At 67.0% G+C, this 13,749-nt stretch carries 15 protein-coding genes; 9 read left to right on the forward strand and 6 right to left on the reverse strand.

All coding sequences use genetic code 11. The annotated features are described in order from the left end of the window. Positions 1–15: 15 nt before the first annotated feature. The gene (locus ACOZHM_RS18655) at positions 16–663 is read left to right on the forward strand and encodes a response regulator (RefSeq protein ID WP_421570788.1); all 648 of its coding nucleotides are present in this window, start codon (positions 16–18) and stop codon (positions 661–663) included. A 43-nt stretch (positions 664–706) separates the two neighbouring features. Here ACOZHM_RS18655 and ACOZHM_RS18660 read toward each other — a convergent pair whose 3' ends face one another. The 5 genes from ACOZHM_RS18660 to zwf form a co-directional block, all read right to left on the reverse strand. After that, positions 707–1,366 (reverse strand): bifunctional 4-hydroxy-2-oxoglutarate aldolase/2-dehydro-3-deoxy-phosphogluconate aldolase, encoded by a 660-nt coding sequence (locus ACOZHM_RS18660; RefSeq protein WP_421570790.1) that lies wholly within the window; start codon positions 1,364–1,366, stop codon positions 707–709. 329 nt (positions 1,367–1,695) lie between these two features. Then, positions 1,696–3,612, reverse strand: a complete 1,917-nt coding sequence (gene edd / locus ACOZHM_RS18665) for a phosphogluconate dehydratase (RefSeq protein WP_421570791.1) — start codon at positions 3,610–3,612, stop codon at positions 1,696–1,698. A 46-nt stretch (positions 3,613–3,658) separates the two neighbouring features. Further along, positions 3,659–4,372 carry a 6-phosphogluconolactonase gene (gene pgl / locus ACOZHM_RS18670; protein ID WP_421570825.1) on the reverse strand — a complete coding sequence of 238 codons (714 nt, stop codon included), beginning with the start codon at positions 4,370–4,372 and terminating at the stop codon, positions 3,659–3,661. A gap of 5 nt (positions 4,373–4,377) precedes the next feature. After that, positions 4,378–5,385, reverse strand: a complete 1,008-nt coding sequence (gene glk, locus ACOZHM_RS18675) for a glucokinase (protein ID WP_421570792.1) — start codon at positions 5,383–5,385, stop codon at positions 4,378–4,380. Next, complete coding sequence (gene zwf / locus ACOZHM_RS18680) at positions 5,382–6,821, reverse strand: glucose-6-phosphate dehydrogenase (RefSeq protein ID WP_421570794.1); 1,440 nt, start codon at positions 6,819–6,821, stop codon at positions 5,382–5,384. The genes glk and zwf overlap by 4 nt, the downstream gene beginning before the upstream one ends. A gap of 351 nt (positions 6,822–7,172) precedes the next feature. On the opposite strand from zwf, the gene ACOZHM_RS18685 reads away from it, so the two are divergent. Then, entirely contained in the window at positions 7,173–8,267 is a 1,095-nt protein-coding gene (locus tag ACOZHM_RS18685) for an ABC transporter ATP-binding protein (RefSeq protein ID WP_421570795.1), read from the forward strand. 76 nt (positions 8,268–8,343) lie between these two features. Here ACOZHM_RS18685 and ACOZHM_RS18690 read toward each other — a convergent pair whose 3' ends face one another. Continuing rightward, the gene (locus ACOZHM_RS18690; RefSeq protein WP_421570796.1) at positions 8,344–9,207 is read right to left on the reverse strand and encodes a YgfZ/GcvT domain-containing protein; all 864 of its coding nucleotides are present in this window, start codon (positions 9,205–9,207) and stop codon (positions 8,344–8,346) included. A gap of 40 nt (positions 9,208–9,247) precedes the next feature. Between ACOZHM_RS18690 and ACOZHM_RS18695 the strand changes: the two genes are divergently transcribed. From ACOZHM_RS18695 to ACOZHM_RS18725, 7 genes are all read left to right on the forward strand, one after another. Further along, positions 9,248–9,421: a DUF1674 domain-containing protein gene (locus ACOZHM_RS18695; protein ID WP_421570797.1), complete on the forward strand. Its 174-nt coding sequence runs from the start codon at positions 9,248–9,250 to the stop codon at positions 9,419–9,421. A gap of 56 nt (positions 9,422–9,477) precedes the next feature. Then, complete coding sequence (sdhC, locus tag ACOZHM_RS18700; RefSeq protein WP_421570798.1) at positions 9,478–9,870, forward strand: succinate dehydrogenase, cytochrome b556 subunit; 393 nt, start codon at positions 9,478–9,480, stop codon at positions 9,868–9,870. After that, positions 9,867–10,253, forward strand: coding sequence for a succinate dehydrogenase, hydrophobic membrane anchor protein (sdhD, locus tag ACOZHM_RS18705; RefSeq protein WP_421570799.1), 387 nt, complete (start codon positions 9,867–9,869; stop codon positions 10,251–10,253). The genes sdhC and sdhD overlap by 4 nt, the downstream gene beginning before the upstream one ends. Positions 10,254–10,284: 31 nt before the next feature. Continuing rightward, positions 10,285–12,075 (forward strand): succinate dehydrogenase flavoprotein subunit, encoded by a 1,791-nt coding sequence (gene sdhA, locus ACOZHM_RS18710; RefSeq protein ID WP_421570800.1) that lies wholly within the window; start codon positions 10,285–10,287, stop codon positions 12,073–12,075. 84 nt (positions 12,076–12,159) lie between these two features. Then, complete coding sequence (locus tag ACOZHM_RS18715) at positions 12,160–12,945, forward strand: succinate dehydrogenase iron-sulfur subunit (RefSeq protein WP_421570801.1); 786 nt, start codon at positions 12,160–12,162, stop codon at positions 12,943–12,945. Between the two features lie 145 nt (positions 12,946–13,090). Beyond that, on the forward strand, positions 13,091–13,339 hold the full coding sequence (locus ACOZHM_RS18720; RefSeq protein ID WP_421570803.1) for a succinate dehydrogenase assembly factor 2: 249 nt from the start codon (positions 13,091–13,093) through the stop codon (positions 13,337–13,339). After that, positions 13,290–13,727 carry a hypothetical protein gene (locus ACOZHM_RS18725; protein ID WP_421570804.1) on the forward strand — a complete coding sequence of 146 codons (438 nt, stop codon included), beginning with the start codon at positions 13,290–13,292 and terminating at the stop codon, positions 13,725–13,727. The genes ACOZHM_RS18720 and ACOZHM_RS18725 overlap by 50 nt, the downstream gene beginning before the upstream one ends. Positions 13,728–13,749 lie beyond the last annotated feature (22 nt).

Genomic DNA, 13,749 nt, shown 5'->3' on the forward strand with positions numbered 1-13,749 from the left:
GGAAGAGGTGCGTGGATGACGATTCGAGTGTATCTGGTGGACGACCACGCGCTGGTGCGAACCGGCATGAAGATGATCCTGTCCAACGAGACGGACATCGAGGTGGTCGGTGAGGCCGAATCCGGCGAAGACGCATTGCCCGAGATCCGCCAGTTGCGGCCGGACGTGGTGCTGTGCGACCTGCATCTGCCGGGTGTGAGCGGTATGGAAGTCACCGAGCGCGTCGTGCGCGGCGACCACGGCACCCGCGTGGTGATCGTTTCCGTCCTCGAAGACGGCCCCATGCCCAAACGCCTGCTCGAAGCCGGCGCCTCCGGCTATATCGGCAAGGCCTGCGATGCGCAGGAGCTGCTGCGCGCCGTGCGCGATGCCGCGCTGGGCCGGCGTTATCTCGGTAGCAGCATTGCCCAGAACCTGGCCCTGTCCAATGTCGAAGGCAGCCAGTCGCCGTTCGACAGCCTGTCCCCGCGCGAACTGGAAGTGGCCCTGCTGCTTACCCAGGGCCTGCGCCAGGAAGACATCGCCAAGCGCCTGAGTTTGAGCGCCAAGACCGTCAACACCCACAAGGCGCGCCTGTTCGAGAAGATGGGGATCCACGACAACATCGCCTTGGCGCGCATGGCGAGCCAATATGGGTTGGTGGATCCTGCGCGGCCGATGTAACCGGTAGAGCCACGCCATGCGTGGCTACGCGGTGTCCGGTCGCTCAGCGCGACCGAACCCGTGCGACGATCTTGGCGGCATCCGCCGCGCTCTCGCGCACCTTGTCCCACTGGCCGTTCTCGATCCAGTTGTTGGGCACCATCCACGAACCGCCGATGCAGACCACGTTCTTCTGCTCCAGGTATTCGGCCGCCGTCGTTTCCGTGATGCCGCCGGTCGGGCACAGCTTCAGGTCCGGAATCGGACCGGCCAGCCCCTTGATCATCGCCAGCCCGCCGACCGCCGAGGCCGGGAACAGCTTGCAGACCCGGAACCCGCGCGCGTACAGCGCCAGCATCTCCGTCGGCGACGCCGCGCCCGGCACCACCGGCAGCGGTGCCGCCGCCAGCGCATCGGCCATGTGCGCCGGCGTACCCGGTGTCACCAGGAAATCCGCGCCCGCATCGATCGACTGCTGCATCTGTTCCACCGTCAGCACCGTGCCCGCGCCCACCACCACATCGGGCAGCTCGCGCTTCAGCATCGCCAGCGCTTCCATCGCAATCGGCGTACGCAGCGTCAGCTCGATGGCCGGCAGCCCGCCCTCCAACAGCGCCGCGCTGACCGCGCGCGCCTGATCGAGGGTATGCACCGTAACCACCGGCAGAATGCCGGCTGCATGCAGCAGGGTTTCAGCGCGCTTCTGGTATTCGGCAATGCTCATGAATTTCTCTTCCTGTTTGATCGGAACCGCTGATCGATCAGTGGTTCCGAGGGCCGGCCAACGGCCGGCGCTACCGGTCGACGCCAGGGAGGCGCCGCGTTCTGTCGTGATGCCGGCCAACGGCCGGCTCGACCAAACTCGCCGACGCCAACAAGGCGCCGCATTGTGTCGAGAGGTGGCGGCTTACCCCCCTTCGGGACCGTAGAAAACATGGATGTTTTCTACGAGCCCCCATGGATGGGTTCACGGCGTGTCCCGAAGGGGGGTGAGCCGCTACCTCCACCAGGAAACCTCACCGCCGCTTTGCCGCTCCACCGCTTTGAAACAAGTCAGGCGTCCTTGGCCTCATGCGGCGCAAGCGCTGCATCGGCGTCGTGACCCAGCTCGTACTCCGCGTCGTAATTCCACATGTCGCCGTCGTCGGCCGCCGGGCCGCACGAGATCGAAATCGCGCCCTGGTCGGCCGGACCCACCAGACGGCGGTTCATCGCGAACAGATTGCGGCCCAGATCGTGGCCGGCCGGCGCCGTGTTCGGTGCCTGCTCGCGCGCTGCCCATTCCGCCGCATCCACCAGCACCTCCAGCGTGCCGGCCTCGCCATCCAGACGGATCATGTCGCCTTCGCGCAGCTTCGCCAGCGGACCGCCGCGCGATGCTTCCGGCGTCATGTGGATCGCCGCCGGGAACTTGCCCGATGCGCCCGACAGACGACCGTCCGTCACCAGTGCCACGCGTCGGCCCTGGTTCTGCAGCAGGCCCAGCAACGGCGCCAGCGAATGCAGCTCCGGCATTCCGTTCGCACGCGGCCCCTGGTAGCGCACCACCGCCACGAAATCCTGCGGCAGCATGCCGGCCGCGTGCAGCTTGTTCAACACCTGCGGCGCGTCCACCACCACCGCCGGTGCCTCGATCGTGCGGTACTGCGGCTTCACCGCCGACAGCTTGATCAGCGAACGGCCCAGATTGCCGCGCAGCAGCCGCAGCCCGCCCTGTGCCTCGAACGGTTCCGACACCCCGCGCACCACCTCGCGGTCCGCGCTTTCCGCGATCCCGTCGATCCACGTCAGCGTGCCGTCGCGCAGCGCCGGATCCTGCGTGTACTGGCGCATACCGCCTTCGGCCACCGTCACCACGTCCGCGTGCATCAGCCCCGCGTCCATCAGCTCACGGAACACGAACGCCGTGCCGCCGGCCGCCGCGAAGCGGTTCACGTCCGCTTCCCCGTTCGGGTACACGCGCGCCAGCAGCGGCACCAGCTGCGACAGCTGGTCCATATCGTCCCACGTCAACACAATGCCGGCCGCCCGCGCCACCGCGATCCAGTGGATCGTGTGGTTGGTCGAGCCACCGGTTGCCATCAACGTCACCACTGCATTGACGATCGCGCGTTCGTCGATCAACCGGCCCAGCGGCCGGAAATCGTCGCCCAGCGCGCAGATCTCCAGCGCACGCACCGCCGCCTGCCGCGTCAGCGCGTCGCGCAGCGGCGTATCCGGATTCACGAACGACGCGCCCGGCAGCTGCACGCCCATCGCCTCCAGCAGCGTCTGGTTCGAATTCGCCGTGCCGTAGAACGTGCACGTGCCCGCGCCGTGGTACGAGGCCGATTCGGCCTCCAGCAGCTCCTCGCGCGTGGCCTGGCCCGCCGCATAGCGCTCGCGCACCTCGGCCTTCTGCTTGTTCGGAATGCCCGGCGTCATCGGCCCGGCCGGCAGGAAGATCGCCGGCAGGTGGCCGAATGCCAGCGCGCCGATCAACAGCCCCGGCACGATCTTGTCGCACACGCCCAGGTACACCGTGCTGTCGAACATATCGTGGCTGAGCCCGATCGCCGTCGACTGCGCGATCACATCGCGCGAGAACAGCGACAGCTCCATCCCGCCGCGGCCCTGCGTGACGCCGTCGCACATCGCCGGCACGCCGCCCGCCACCTGTGCGGTGGCACCGAGCGAACGCGCCGTCTCGCGCAGGATCTCCGGGTAGTGCTCGAACGGCTGGTGCGCCGACAGCATGTCGTTGTACGCCGTGATGATGCCCAGGTTCGGCGTGACCCCGCCGCGCAGGCGGCTCTTGTCGGTCGGGCCGCAGGCGGCGAAGCCGTGCGCGAGATTGCCGCAGCTCAGGCGCGAACGGAACGGGCCATCGCGCAGGGCGGCGTCGATACCGGCCAGGTAGGCGGCGCGCGACGCGGCGCTGCGCTGGACGATGCGCTCGGTGATGGCGTGTAGTTTGGGGTGCAGGCTCATTGGCTACCGGCTATGAGAGGGCGAACGAAACGACAGGCGCAGGGCATCAGTCGCACCAGTGGATGCGCAGCTTGGCGCCTTCAATGTTGATCGCGTTGAGGATGGGGTACAGCTGTGCGTTGTTGCTTTCCAGTGCCTGTTTCAGCACTTCCAGCTTCTGCTTGCCGCGCAGCAGCAGCAGGCGCTGCCTGCACTGGCGCAGCCCGTGCGGCGTGAGCGTGATGCGCAGCGGCCACTGGTTCGCGCCCGGGCAACCGGTGGCATCCAGCGCCGCGTAGGGCAGGGTGCTTTCCAGGGCGCGGGCCAGGTCCTTCGAGCCGGGGAACAGCGAGGCGGTGTGGCCATCGTTGCCCATGCCCAGCACGCCCAGGCACGGCGCCTGGCTGTGCTGTGCCTGCAGGTTGGCCGTGTACACGCATTCCGGCAGCGGCTTGCCGACCCGCACCAGCGGATCGAAGTGCGCGCCCTCGGCGCGGCTCAGGAAACTCTCGCGCACCAGCCGCGCGTTGCTGTCGCGGTCCTGCGGCGACAGCCAGCGTTCGTCCACCAGGCTGACCTCGACCCGGTCCCACTGCACCTCCAGTTCGGCCAGCGCCTGGTACACCGGCGCCGGCGTGGTACCGCCGGAGAGCAGCATGCGTGCGCGGCCATAGGTGGTGATGTCGTGGTTGAGGATCTGCGCCATCTCGGCCGCAATGGCCTCGATCCAGCCATCCGCATCGCCGTGACGGACCAGCGTGTAACGATCGGAAAGATCCAGGCGGTTCATGCGGCGTCTCCGGGCAGGTCACGTTCGATATCGGCGGCGTAGGCGGCGGCGCCGAGCAGGCCGGCGTGCGGGTGCATCACCGCCAGCGACGGCACGCGGGCCATGATCGAGGAGAACCGGCCCTTGTGTTCGAAGCGCTGGCGGAAGCCCGAGTGCTGCAACGAATCGAGCATCTTCGGCACCAGTCCACCGGTGAGGAACACGCCGTCCCAGGCACCCTGGATCAGCACCAGGTCGCCGGCGATCGCGCCGAACACCGCGCAGAACAGATCCACCGTGCGCATCGCCTGCGGGTCGCCGTGCAGCGCACGCGCCGTCACGTCCACCGGCTGCAGCTGGCCCGGGTCGACTCCGGCCATCTCGCACACCGCGCGATGGATGTTGACCAGGCCCGGTCCGCAGATCAGCCGCTCGTTGGAGACCCGGCCGAACTGTTCGGACAGGATCTCCAGGATGCGGATCTCCTCCGGCGTGCCCGGCGGGAAGCTGACATGGCCGCCCTCGGTTTCCAGCGGGTAGCAGCGGCCATGGCGCAGGATCAGCCCGCCCACGCCCAGCCCGGTACCCGGGCCGATCACCGCATAGTTGCGCGGCTGGCCGGGCTTGCCCGGCACCCACGCCGCGCCGCCGACCTGCACCACGTCCTGCGGCTGCAGCAGCGAGATCGCCATCGCCTGCGCGGCGAAGTCGTTGATCAGGTGCAGCTGGTCGAAGCCCAGCATGTGCGCCGTGCGCGCCCGCGAGATCACCCACGGATGGTTGGTGATGCGCGCTTCATCGCCATCGACTCGGCCAGCCACCGCGAACACGCCGCGATGCGCTTCGGCGCCGATCTGTTCCAGGTAATGGCGCGCGGCGTCCCCCAGCGAGGGGAAGTCGGCCACCACGAATTCGCGGATGCTGTCGGGCAGCAGCGGCGCGCCCAGGCTGGTGTCGGCCAGCGCGAAGCGGGCATTGGTGCCGCCGATGTCGGCGACCAGCGCCGGTTGCGTCGACACCGTCATGCCGGGTCCTTGCGGCCAGCGTCGGCATCCACGTCGGCAGGCAGGAAGCCGAGCGCTTCCTCCGGGCCCCACACGCCGGCGGGGTAGGGCTGCAGCGGCAGCTGCGCGGCCTTCCACGCGTCGCTGACGCTGTCGATCCACGCCCATGCGGCACGCACTTCGTCATCGCGCACGAACAGCGCATGGTTGCCGTTGAAGGCATCCAGGAACAGGCGTTCGTAGGCGATGCGGCGGTGCAGGCCGGTCGGCACCGACAGCTCCAGTTCCAGCGGGTGCAGTTCCAGCGCGCCCCATTCCGGGCCGGCCAGGCTGCTCATCAGGCCCAGCTCGATGTTTTCCTGCGGCTGCAACTGGAAGGTGATGCGGTTCGGCGTGGCATTGCCGCGGTGCGGGCGTTCGAACAGCCAGTGGGTGACCGGCTTGAGCGTGACCACCACACGCGTGGTGCGCTCGGCCAGGCGCTTGCCGGTGACCAAGTGGAACGGCACGCCGGACCAGCGCCAGTTGTCGATGTGCGCGGTGACCCCGGCGAAGGTTTCCACGTCGCTGCCTTCCGGCGGCTGGTAGGCCTGCGCGGGTTGGCCGTTGATGGTGCCGGCGGTGTAGCGGCCGCGGACGCTGTCACGCGCAGCGTGCTTGGCATCCAGCGGGCGCAGCGCACGCAGCACTTTGACCTTCTCGTCGCGGATGCGGTCGGCTTCCAGCGAGGCCGGCGGCTCCATCGCCACCAGGCACAGCAGCTGCAGGATATGGCTCTGGACCATGTCGCGCAGTGCGCCCGAGCGCGCGTAGTAGGCATCGCGCCCATCCACGCCTTCGCTCTCGGCCACCAGGATGTGCACCGATTCGATGTAGTTGCGGTTCCACACCGCCTCGAGCAGGGTGTTGCCGAAGCGCAGCGCGATCAGGTTCTGCACCGCAGCCTTGCCCAGGTAATGGTCCAGGCGGAACACGCGGTCTTCGTCGATCCACTGCCCGATGGTGGAGATGATCTCCTCGGCGCTGGCACTGTCGCTGCCGATCGGCTTCTCCAGCATCAGCCGGTGCGGGGCCGCCAGTGCGCCGCCCTTGGCCAGGCCTTCGCAGGTGGAGATGTACAGGCCCGGCGGGATGGCCAGGTAGCTCACGCACTTGCCGTGGACCAGGTCGCTGACCGACTCGGCCACCGATTCGGGGTTGCGCAGGTCGACCGACCGGTAATCGATGCGCGACAGCAGCGACTGGATGTCGTCCTGGCTGGCCGCCGGCATCGCCTGCTGCAGGCGCGGGCGCAGGATGTCGCGGAACGCCTCGGTGTCGTGCGGGGACAGGGCCAGCGCGCGGATCTTGAAGTCCTCCGCCAGCAGTCCATCGCCCAGCAGGCGCAGCAACGAAGGGAAGAGGTAGCGCTGGGCGAGGTCGCCGGTGGCGCCAAACAGGAAGAGGGTGTCGTGCATCGCTCGAGTTTCAGATCCGGGTGACATCGTTGTCAATCGCTTCTCGTCTATGTTCTCGGGGGTCTCGCCGGCCGCGGTGTCCAGTTGCTGTAGTGCAACATGAACAGGCGCGGGCCTGCTCATCATGGGGCATGTCACGGGCCGATCGGGAGAATGTGCTTCCCTGGATGCGACGCGGTCATGACCGATGATTGGATACTGCCACGTGAAAACGTTTACATGGCAGAATGAGCAGACTGTATTCGATTGCAGTGGTCGCCGTCATGCGGCACCACGCCATCGACCTGCCATCGGGAGGGCCGAAGGCAGTTCCGCACAACAGCCCGGGAACGGGCGGACTGGAATGGTGATATGGCAAAAGTGCAGTTGCAGGGCGTACGCAAGGTCTACGACAACGGCCAGGTGGCCGTCCAGGGCGCGACCTTCGAAGTGGCCGATGGGGAATTGATGGTCCTGGTGGGACCGTCCGGGTGTGGCAAGTCGACCCTGCTGCGCATGGTGGCTGGCCTGGAAGAGATCAGCGGCGGCACGCTGACCATCGGCGACCGCGTGGTCAACGATGTGGCGCCCAAGGACCGTGACATCGCCATGGTGTTCCAGAGCTATGCGCTGTACCCGCACATGACCGTGGCCGAGAACCTTGCGTTCGGGCTGAAGCTGCGCGGCCACGACAAGGCCACCATTGCCAAGCGGGTCAATGAAGCGGCGCAGACGCTGGGCCTGACCGAGATGCTCGACAAGCTGCCCAAGGCGATGTCCGGTGGCCAGCGCCAGCGCGTGGCGCTTGGCCGTGCGCTGGTGCGCGAGCCGGCGGTGTTCCTGCTCGACGAGCCGCTCTCCAACCTGGACGCCAAGCTGCGCCACAGCGTGCGCACCGAGATCGCGCAGCTGCACCGCAAGCTGGGCACCACCATGATCTACGTCACCCATGACCAGGTCGAGGCGATGACCCTCGGCCAGCGCATCGTGGTGCTCAAGGACGGCGTGATCCAGCAGATCGACACGCCGATGGCGCTGTACGACCGCCCGGTGAACCTGTTCGTCGCCGGTTTCCTGGGCAGCCCCGCCATGAACGTGCTGCGCGGCACCCTGCAGCGCGACGGCGACGGCATCGTGATGCAGGAGGCCTCGCTGCGCGCGCCGCTCGGTGCGGCCGCGATCGATCCGGCCTGGATCGGCAGGGCCGTGGCGGTGGGTGTGCGTCCGGAGCATCTGCAGCCGGCCGCGGGTGACGATGCGACGGCGTTCGAGGCCACCATCGACGGCATCGAGCCGGTCGGCAACGAGATCTTCGTCAACATGACCCATGGCGACCAGGCGCTGGTGATGCGCGTGGCCCCGCAGGCCTTGCCGGCGGTGGGCGGCACGATCCGCGTGGCGATCCAGCCGCAGGGGCTGCATTTCTTCGATGCGGAATCGGGCGAGCGGTTGAACCACGACGCGTGACGTGTCGTGAGGCGTGCAGCCACCCATGGGGTGGCTCTACGGTGGGTAGAGCCACCCCATGGGTGGCTGCGTCGGGTCAGCGGGCCAGGCCTTCCAGCAACGGTACGCCGTGGGCTTCCGCGCCGCCAACGCTCAAGTCGCCCTCGGCCATCTCCAGCGGCAACACCGCCAACGCCAGGTCGCCGGCCACGCTGGCCACGGTGCCGATGGCGGCGCCGTTCTGCTCGACCTTCGCGCCGCTGGCGGTGCCGTCGGTCACCCGCAGCAGCTGCAACGCGCGCTTGGCCTTGCCCAGGAAATGGGTGCGGGCCACGATTTCCTGGCCGGGGTAGCAGCCCTTCTTGACGCTGTAGCCGTTCAAACGGTCCAGGCCGAGCTGCTGCGGGGTCCATTGCTCGCGCTGGTCGTCCGACAGCCGCGGCAGTCCATAGCGCAGGTCGGACTGGCGCCAGGCCAGTTCGAAGGCCGGGTCCACCACCGCTTCACCGGCAGGTGCCGGCCCGATCGTCAGCGTGCGCGGCAGGGCGTCGCTGCCCATATCCAGCTCCAGCGTCTCTGCCTCGACGGCGATGGCTGCGCCAGATGCCGCTTCCGGCGCGGTGAAGCTGCCGGCAATCGCGAGATCCGTGCGGACCTCGATCTTCACCTTGCGGCGGAACACGAAGCGCTGTAACTGCGACGCAATCGCATCGGCGTCGCCATCGGCCAGCACCAGCAGCACGTGCTCCTCGTCCAGCCGTAGCAGCTGAAACACAGCAAGCGTGCGGCCCTTGGCGCTCAGCCAGGCACTCCACTGCCAGTGCCGCAGGGGCAGGGCAGTGACGTCGCTGGAGAATTGGGCGTGGGCGAACGCCGCCGCCTCTACGCCTCGCAGACTGAGCAAGGCGTGACCGGAAAGGCGCGGAAAATCGATGAAATCCATGGGCAGGTTGTCAGGCACGTGAACGGGGTCTAAAATTTGTGCGTTGCGAGAACAACCCATGATAGGCCAAACACCCCCCACTCCAGATTCCGAACCTGAAGCCCCGCTAGTACCGGAGGAGCAGCCGCTCGCCGTTACGCCGGTGGTGCCGGTGGAAATCGGCGGCCGCGGCGGACTTGATCCGGTGCGGTATGGAGATTGGGAAAAAAACGGACGCTGCATCGATTTCTGATCAGCATTGAGCCAACGCGGCATTGCGCCGCCCAGCCGAGACAACGAGCCCAGCGAATGGCCGCCAGAGAACGTCCCCTTTCCCCGCACCTTCAGGTGTATCGCTGGCAGATTCAGATGGCCACCTCGATCCTGCATCGAGCCACCGGCATCTTTCTGTCTGTTGGAGCCCTGATCATTGCCGGCGGCCTGCTCGCCCTGATGATGGGCCCCGAATCCTGGAACTGCTTCACCGGCCACGCCGGCAGCTGGTACGGCAAGCTGTTCCTGTTCGCATGGACGTGGTCGTTTGCCTACCACCTGTGCAACGGCATCCGTCATATCACCCAGGACTTCGCGATCGGCTTCAGCATTCCCGCCTTCGTGCGCAGCAGCTGGATCTCGGTCTTCGCCAGCCTGGTGATCACCGCGCTGGTCTGGGCCTACGTCTTCGTCGGAGCCGCCGCATGAACAAGTTCCGTACCCCGCTCAAGAACGTGCGTGGCCTGGGCGCCGCCAAGACCGGCACCGAGCACTTCGTGATGCAGCGCCTGACCGCCACCGCGCTGGTCCCGCTGACCATCTGGTTCCTGGTGTTCGTGCTGAGCCTGATCAACGCCGACTACGTGACCGCCGCCGAGGCGGTGTCCAAGCCGTGGAACGCGGTGCTGCTGGTGGGCTTCCTGGTCGCGATGTTCTGGCACGCCCAGCTGGGCCTGCAGGTCGTGCTGGAAGACTACATCCATAATTCGTTGCTGGCCCTGGCGCTGCAGACCACGGTGAAGTTCATTGCCGTGCTGGGCGCGATCGTCAGTGTTTTTGCGGTCGCCCGCATTGCGCTCGGCGTTGCCTGAGTCCAGGCACCAAGACAGGAATCCAGAGTAGATGTCCGCTTACAAGATTACGGAACACAAATACGACATGGTCGTGGTGGGCGCCGGCGGCGCCGGCCTGCGTGCCACGTTCGGCCTGGCCGCCAAGGGCCTGCAGACGGTCTGCCTGACCAAGGTCTTCCCGACCCGTTCGCACACCGTGGCCGCGCAGGGCGGTATTTCCGCCGCGCTGGGCAACATGGGTGAAGACGACTGGCGTTACCACTTCTTCGACACCATCAAGGGTTCGGATTGGCTGGGCGACCAGGACGCCATCGAATACATGTGCCGGGAAGCGATTCCGGCCATCATCGAACTGGAACACTACGGTGTGCCGTTCAGCCGTACCGAAGACGGCAAGATCTACCAGCGCCCGTTCGGTGGCATGACCACCAAGTACGGCGAAGGCCCGTCCGCGCAGCGCACCTGCGCCGCCGCCGACCGTACCGGCCACGCCATGCTGCACACGCTGTACCAGCAGTCGCTGGCGCACAACGCGCGCTTCATGATCGAGTACTTCGCGCTCGACCTGATCTTCGATGAGGAAGGCGTCTGCCGCGGCGTGCTCGCGCTGGACATGGCCGACGGCTCGCTGCACCTGTTCCGCGCCCATGGCGTGGTGCTGGCCACCGGCGGCTACGGCCGCGCCTACTTCAGCGCCACCTCGGCCCACACCTGCACCGGCGACGGCGGCGGTCTGGTCATGCGTGCCGGCCTGCCGATGCAGGACATGGAGTTCGTGCAGTTCCACCCCACCGGCATCTACGGTGCGGGCTGCCTGATCACCGAAGGCGTGCGTGGCGAAGGCGGCATCCTGCGCAACAGCAACGGCGAGCGCTTCATGGAGCGCTATGCACCGCATTACAAGGATCTGGCGTCGCGTGACGTGGTGTCGCGTTCGATGACCATTGAAATCCGCGAAGGCCGCGGCGTCGGCGAGCACAAGGATCACATCCTGCTCGACCTGACCCACCTCGGCCCGGGCGTGATCGACGACAAGCTGCCGGGTATCGCCGAAAGCGCGCGCATCTTCGCGGGCGTGGACGTGCACAAGCAGCCGATCCCGGTCATCCCGACCGTGCACTACAACATGGGTGGCATCCCGACCAACTACCACGGCGAAGTCGTCCGCAAGCAGGGCGACAACAACGATGCCGTGGTGCCGGGCCTGTACGCCATCGGTGAAGCGGCCTGCGTGTCGGTTCACGGCGCCAACCGCCTGGGCTCCAACTCGCTGCTCGACCTGGTCGTGTTCGGTCGTGCGGTGGCCAACCGCTGCGCCGACACCATCAAGCCGGGCCAGCCGCACAAGACCCTGGCCTCGGATTCCTGCGACAAGGCGCTTGGCCTGCTGGACAAGCTGCGCTACGCCAACGGCGACACCCCGACCTCGGTCATCCGCGACCGCATGCAGCGCACCATGCAGAACGACGCGGCGGTGTTCCGTACCAGCAAGACGCTGGAAGAGGGCTGCGCCAAGATGTCGGAGATCTTCGACTCCTTCCAGGACGTCAAGGTCTCGGACCGTTCGCTGGTGTGGAATTCGGACCTGATCGAAACCTACGAGCTGAACAACCTGCTGCTCAACGCGGTGGCGACGATCAACTCGGCCGAACAGCGCAAGGAAAGCCGAGGCGCGCATGCGCACGAGGACTTCCCGGACCGCGACGACGTGAACTGGCAGAAGCACACGCTGGTCAATGTCGACGACAACGGCAAGTGCAGCTTCGACTACCGCCCGGTGCACATGTATACGCTGAGCAAGGACGTGGACGTGGTCCCGCCCAAGCCGCGCGTTTACTAAGCGCCATGCGAATCGACTCCCTCATTTTCCGTGCCAGCCGCGCCTGCCCTGCAGCGCGAGCCGCCTGAGCCAACGAGAACAGCCATGGCCGAGTTTTCCCTCCCCAAGAATTCCAAGATCGGAAAGGGCAAGCACTTCCCCGCCCAGAGCGGTGCGAAGAACACCCGCACGTTCAAGATCTACCGCTGGAATCCCGACGACGACAGCAACCCGCGTACCGATACGTATGAGATCGATCTGGACGCCTGCGGCCCGATGGTCCTGGACGCGCTGATCAAGATCAAGAACGAGATCGACCCGACCCTGACCTTCCGTCGTTCGTGCCGCGAGGGCATCTGCGGTTCGTGCGCGATGAACATCGACGGCACCAACACGCTGGCCTGCACCCGCGCCATTGCCGACTGCGGCAAGGCCGAAGTGCCGATCTACCCGCTGCCGCACATGAGCGTGGTCAAGGACCTGGTACCGGACCTGACCCACTTCTACGCGCAGTACGCGTCGATCAAGCCGTGGATCCGCACCCAGACCCCGCCGCCGCCGGACCGTGAGCGCCTGCAGTCGCCGGAAGACCGCAAGAAGCTGGACGGCCTGTACGAGTGCATCCTGTGCGCGTGCTGCTCGACCAGCTGCCCGAGCTACTGGTGGAACGGCGAGCGTTACCTGGGTCCGGCGATCCTGCTGCAGGCCTACCGCTGGATCGTCGACTCGCGCGACGAAGACACCGGTGCGCGCCTGGACGACCTGGAAGACCCGTTCAAGCTGTACCGCTGCCACACCATCATGAACTGCGCCCGGACCTGCCCGAAGGGCCTGAACCCGGCACTGGCGATCGCCGAGATCAAGAAGCTCATGATGGCGCGCCGCGCCTGATGGGGGGTAGAGCCACGCCATGCGTGGCTTCGCGGAAATGATCGAAAAGACGGTAGAGCCTCGCCATGCGTGGCTTCGTGGAAATGATCGAAAAGACGGTAGAGCCACGCCCTGCGTGGCTTTGCCACATCTGGAAACCCGGAAAATGGACGAACAGACCCTCCTCAAAAAACTCCGCTGGCGCTGCCGCCGCGGCATGCGCGAGCTGGACCAGCTCTTCGAGCGCTATCTCGACCGCGAATGGGGCACTGCACCCACCGACGAGCGCGATGTTTTCCTGCGCCTTCTGGACTGCGAAGACGATAAATTGTGGCGCTGGTTCATGGGTTACGAGGCCTGCCCGGATGCCGAACTCAGCGCACTCATCGCCCGGATCCGCGCCCTGCCGGCTTGAGTGGCGCCCCTCGCGCTGGCAGGCCGCCGCGCAGCTCCTGTTCGCGCTGCTGATGCCGTGGGCCGCCACCGCCACGGCGCTTCCCGCCGCCACGCAGTGGCCGCTGGGCCTGCTGGCCGGGGCAGGCGCGGCGCTGCAGGCCTGGCGCTACGCTCGTCGGCCGCCTTGCGACATCGTCATCCCGGTCGGCGAGGGCACCGCCCAGATCGACGGCCAGCCGGTGGACGCGCTGGCCCTGCATGACCGCGGCCCGCTGCTGCAGCTGAGCTGGCGGCAGCACGGCCGGCGCCACGCGCGCCTGTTCTGGCCCGACACGCTCACCCTGGCCGCGCGACGTGAACTGCGACTGGCCGTGCAGGCCCGTCCCATTCCGTGTTCACGTCCGTGATGGCACCATAGCCCGAATACTC

The organism is Stenotrophomonas sp. PD6, from assembly GCF_049199305.1.
Classification (GTDB): domain Bacteria; phylum Pseudomonadota; class Gammaproteobacteria; order Xanthomonadales; family Xanthomonadaceae; genus Stenotrophomonas.

Excerpts from the sequence above, each read along its gene's own strand:
- ACOZHM_RS18655 (WP_421570788.1), top strand. The coding sequence starts at position 16 with ATGACGATTCGAGTGTATCTGGTGGACGACCACGCGCTGGTGCGAACC.
- ACOZHM_RS18660 (WP_421570790.1), bottom strand. The coding sequence starts at position 1,366 with ATGAGCATTGCCGAATACCAGAAGCGCGCTGAAACCCTGCTGCATGCA.
- edd (WP_421570791.1), bottom strand. The coding sequence starts at position 3,612 with ATGAGCCTGCACCCCAAACTACACGCCATCACCGAGCGCATCGTCCAG.
- glk (WP_421570792.1), bottom strand. The coding sequence starts at position 5,385 with ATGACGGTGTCGACGCAACCGGCGCTGGTCGCCGACATCGGCGGCACC.
- zwf (WP_421570794.1), bottom strand. The coding sequence starts at position 6,821 with ATGCACGACACCCTCTTCCTGTTTGGCGCCACCGGCGACCTCGCCCAG.
- ACOZHM_RS18685 (WP_421570795.1), top strand. The coding sequence starts at position 7,173 with ATGGCAAAAGTGCAGTTGCAGGGCGTACGCAAGGTCTACGACAACGGC.
- ACOZHM_RS18695 (WP_421570797.1), top strand. The coding sequence starts at position 9,248 with ATGATAGGCCAAACACCCCCCACTCCAGATTCCGAACCTGAAGCCCCG.
- sdhC (WP_421570798.1), top strand. The coding sequence starts at position 9,478 with ATGGCCGCCAGAGAACGTCCCCTTTCCCCGCACCTTCAGGTGTATCGC.
- sdhD (WP_421570799.1), top strand. The coding sequence starts at position 9,867 with ATGAACAAGTTCCGTACCCCGCTCAAGAACGTGCGTGGCCTGGGCGCC.
- sdhA (WP_421570800.1), top strand. The coding sequence starts at position 10,285 with ATGTCCGCTTACAAGATTACGGAACACAAATACGACATGGTCGTGGTG.
- ACOZHM_RS18715 (WP_421570801.1), top strand. The coding sequence starts at position 12,160 with ATGGCCGAGTTTTCCCTCCCCAAGAATTCCAAGATCGGAAAGGGCAAG.
- ACOZHM_RS18720 (WP_421570803.1), top strand. The coding sequence starts at position 13,091 with ATGGACGAACAGACCCTCCTCAAAAAACTCCGCTGGCGCTGCCGCCGC.
- ACOZHM_RS18725 (WP_421570804.1), top strand. The coding sequence starts at position 13,290 with ATGCCGAACTCAGCGCACTCATCGCCCGGATCCGCGCCCTGCCGGCTT.